This window comes from Parafrankia sp. FMc2, assembly GCF_041008525.1.
In the GTDB taxonomy this organism is placed as follows: Bacteria; Actinomycetota; Actinomycetes; order Frankiales; family Frankiaceae; genus Parafrankia.
Genome location: NZ_JBFLUG010000290.1, coordinates 1 through 3,785, shown reverse-complemented (window position 1 = coordinate 3,785; position 3,785 = coordinate 1). Strand labels below are relative to the sequence as shown.

At 72.3% G+C, this 3,785-nt stretch carries 3 protein-coding genes; 2 read left to right on the top strand and 1 reads right to left on the bottom strand.

Annotated features, from left to right (window positions below; all coding sequences use genetic code 11):
* The first annotated feature begins 425 nt into the window (after positions 1–425).
* Positions 426–1,601, top strand: a complete 1,176-nt coding sequence (locus AB1460_RS36225; protein ID WP_368967006.1) for a macrolide family glycosyltransferase — start codon at positions 426–428, stop codon at positions 1,599–1,601.
* Positions 1,602–1,849: 248 nt separating this feature from the next.
* On the top strand, positions 1,850–2,686 hold the full coding sequence (locus AB1460_RS36220; RefSeq protein WP_368967005.1) for a dienelactone hydrolase family protein: 837 nt from the start codon (positions 1,850–1,852) through the stop codon (positions 2,684–2,686).
* A gap of 81 nt (positions 2,687–2,767) precedes the next feature.
* Here AB1460_RS36220 and AB1460_RS36215 read toward each other — a convergent pair.
* A partial coding sequence (locus tag AB1460_RS36215) for a hypothetical protein (RefSeq protein ID WP_368967003.1) occupies positions 2,768–3,785 on the bottom strand: 1,018 nt, incomplete at its 5' end.

The window sequence follows — 3,785 nt, the reverse complement described above, 5'->3', positions numbered from 1 at the left end:
GTGTCCGGTCCGTGACCGCACCGGACCACAACAGCCCGACGGCCAACATCAGGACCACAGCCGTCCCGCGGCCGGACTCAAATTCTCATACGAAAGGGTGGCGGCCACGCCGCCCTGGTTGCTCTTGTCGAGGCTTTGGCCTCTTGTCGAGGCTTTGGCCTGGATGATCTTGCCGGGTGGTCCGGGCCGCGGGAAACCGCGGTGCTCTGTTGGATGAGGGCCGCTAGAGTGGCCGGCATGTACCTGCAGCAGATCTACGGCTGACACGGCCGGGGCGCCGTCCCCGGCTTCCTCCGCACGCCTTCGCGTGTCCCTGCCCGCGCCGACAGCCGAGCTTCTCGGAGCTGTCTGTTCGGAGCCGTCGACACGGTGGCGTGCCGTGTCCTTTGCCTTTGCCGTAGCTCTGATCCGAGGTGAGTGATCTTATGTCCCGTCGTCGTGCCCATATCGCGATGGCCGGTATCCCTGCCGTGAGCCACGTCCTGCCCAGTCTTGAGATCATCCGTGAGCTGGTGGCTCGCGGTCATCGTGTGACCTACGCGAACGACCCGGCGGTGGGCGACCTGATCGCCGGCACCGGTGCCGAGCTGGTCCCCTGTTCCTCCGTGCTGCCGGTCGCCGACAACGACTGGCCGGATGACCCGATCGCCGCGATGGGGTTGTTCCTCGACGATGCGATCCAGGCGCTTCCCCAGCTGCGTGCGGCCTACGATCGTGACCCGGCGGATCTGTACCTGTACGACATCGGTGCCTACGCCGCGCGGGCCCTCGCCGAGGCGCAGGGCCGACCGATTGTGCAGCTGTCCCCCACGATCGTCGCGTGGGACGGCTATGACCGGGATGTCGCGGCGTATCAGCGGCAGCTGCCGGGCGCGGATGCCTACCGGGCGAGGTTCGCGCGGTGGCTCGCTGGGTGCGGGGCGTCCACGACCGAGGTGGACGCGTTCTCGGGGCATCCCGCGCGGGCCCTTGCGTTGATCCCGCGGGCGATGCAGCCGCACGCCGACCAGGTCGACGCCGGCAGGGTGACGTTCGTCGGGCCCTGTTTCGAGCTGGCTTCGGAGGCGGGTGCGTGGGTCCGGCCGGCGGGCGCGGAGAAGGTGCTGCTGATCTCGCTGGGGTCGGCGTACACCCGGCAGCCGGAGTTCTACCGCCAGTGCCTGGCGGCGTTCGGTGATCTGCCTGGCTGGTCGGTGGTGTTGCAGATCGGCCGGTACACCGACCGGCGGGAGCTGGGTGACATCCCGTCCTCGGTGACGGTGCATTCCTGGGTGCCGCAGCGGGCGATCCTGGAACAGGCGGATGCCTTCGTCACCCATGCCGGTATGGGTGGCTGCTGCGAGGGGCTGCTGGCGGGTGTTCCGATGATCGCGGTGCCGCAGGCCGCCGACCAGTTCATGAACGCGGATCGGCTGGTGGAGCTGGGGGTGGCCCGCCGTGTCGACACGGCGCAGGCCACTGCCGACGTGCTGCGGGCGGCGCTGCGTGAGCTGGTCGGCGACGCGCGGGTCGCCCGCCGTTCGGCGCTGCTGCGGGCCGAGGCGCGGGCCGAGGGCGGCACGCGGCAGGCCGCCGACCTGCTCGAGGGGATGCTGGCCTGAGCGCTGAGCTCGTCCTTACCGTGCGCGCCGGCGCCGTTTCCGTGTGCTGATCGGCGGCTGCCGGCGCGGAGGGTGGGATGCGCGGGTTGGCTCGGCTGGTAGATGCTTTCGGTGTCGGCGACGCGGCCGGCCCCGCTGGTCGTGGTGGTGTGCGGACCGGTCCGGGCTGGGCTGTGGGATGTCCCGGTGTCCGGTCGGCCGGTCGGACGACGCGATGCGGGGCTCGCTGGCCCGGTTGTGGGTGGGTCATGTCGAGGTCGCCTGCCGGGGTCTGCTCACCGGGGCCCGGGCTGTACGGGCGGCGTGAGTGGAAGGCGAAGGTGTTGATGATGGCGGTTTCCCGGCGTGATGTCGTGACGGCTGACGGGGTGTTGGACGTCTATCTGCAGGCTCCGGACGGTCCGGGTCCGGCGCCGGTCGTCATTATGTTCCCGGATGCGTACGGCGTGCGGGACACGGTTCTGGGGATGGCGGAGCGGCTTTCCCGGTCGGGTTATCTGGTGGTGGTGCCGAACGTCTTCTACCGGTCGGGGCCGGCGACCACGGGCCACCTTGAGATCAATTTCAGGGATCCGGCGCAGCGGGCGCGGCTGGGTGAGGTGGTGAGTAAGGCGCAGCCGGCCGCGGTGATGGCGGATCTCGGTGTGCTGCTGGATGCGTTGGCTGCTGAGCCGGGTGCGTTGCCGGGGCCGGTGGGGGCGATCGGGTACTGCATCGGTGGCCGGTTCGCGTTCACGGCGGCGACGGCGCTGCCGGAGCGGATCGCGGCGGCGGCGTCGATTCACGGCGGCGGGTTGGCGACGGATGATCCGTCCAGCCCGTATCTGCAGGCGGGTCAGATCCAGGGTGCTGTGTATGTCGCGGCGGCGCATGAGGACGGTCATCACACCGAGGCTGATCATGCTCGTCTCGTGGCTGCGTTGGACGAGGCGAAGGTGGATTACGAGGCGGAGGTTCTGCCGGCGATGCACGGTTTCGCGATGTCGGACTTCCCGGTGTATGACGAGGCTGCGGCCGAGCGGCACTGGGATCGTTCTCTGGCGCTGTTCGCCCGCACGCTGCCGGCGCCCGCGTCGGCGGGCTGACCCGCCTGACCCTGCCTGTGCGCACCGGCCGGCTGGTGGTGTGGGGGACCCGGGGCAGCCCTGGCTGCTGCCCCGGGTGCCTCATTCGGGTGGTGTGGTGGGCCGGGGCAGGAGGTGGGCGCGGGCGGCGCGCAGTTCGGCGGCGAGTTCGTCGGCCTGCCGTTCGGCGCGTTCCGCGCGGGTGCGGGCTTCGGCGCGGGCGTCCGCGAGGGCGGCGAGGCGTTCGGCGGCGGTCTGTTGTTCGGCGGCGAGGCGGGCGGCCGCTTCGCCGCGGACCTGTTCGAGCAGGTCGGTGGCGGTCGCGCGGTCACGCTCGAGTTCGTCGGCGGCGGCGGCGCGGACCTGGGCGGTCTCGGCTTGGGCGGCGGCGGCTCGGCGGGTGAGTTCGTCGCGTTCGCGGCGGGCGTCGTCGCGGAGGCGGTCGCGGTCCGCGCGCAGGTGGTCGCGGTCGGCGCGTAGTTCGGCGATGATCGCCGCGTCGCGTTCGGTGGTCTGTTCCGCGGCCTGGAGGGCGGCGGCGAGCCGGTCGCGGTCGGCGGTCAGGGCGGCGCGTTCGCGGTCGGCGGTGGCGCGGATGCGGGTGGTTTCGGCGTCGGCGTCGGCGCGGGTGCGGTCGAGGTCGGCGGCGGCCCGGTCGCGGATGTCCTGGATGCGGGTTTCGGCGTCGGCGTGGGCGGCGGTGACGTCCGCGGCGGCCTGGGCGCGGGCGGTGTCGGCGGCGGCGACGGCCTGGGCGTGGGCGGTCTGGCTGGCGGTGAGGCGCTGTTCGGCGTCGTCGAGGGCTGTGACGGCTTCGGCGGCGACGGCTTCGGCTTCGGTGCGGCTGGTGTGTTCGGCGCGGGCGGCCTGTTCGGCGCGGACGGCGCGGGCGACGGCTTCGGCGACGCGTTCGGCGGCATCGGCTTCGGCGGCTTCGACCTGGGCTTCGGCGCGGGCGACGTCGCCGAGGCTGGCCATTTCGCGGGCGAAGGCGTCGAGGGAGCGGGTGAGGTCGGTGGTGAGGGTGCGGATCTGCCCGGCGAGTTCGTCGGCGCGCAGCCGGCCGGTGGCGTGGGGCCGGTGGGTGGCGGGACGTCCGCTGGCCGGGTCGGGGCTGGTG

What these genes read in the sequence shown, in the direction of transcription:
- AB1460_RS36220 (WP_368967005.1), top strand. Translation starts at nt 1,850, where the DNA reads ATGTCGAGGTCGCCTGCCGGGGTCTGCTCACCGGGGCCCGGGCTGTAC.
- AB1460_RS36225 (WP_368967006.1), top strand. Translation starts at nt 426, where the DNA reads ATGTCCCGTCGTCGTGCCCATATCGCGATGGCCGGTATCCCTGCCGTG.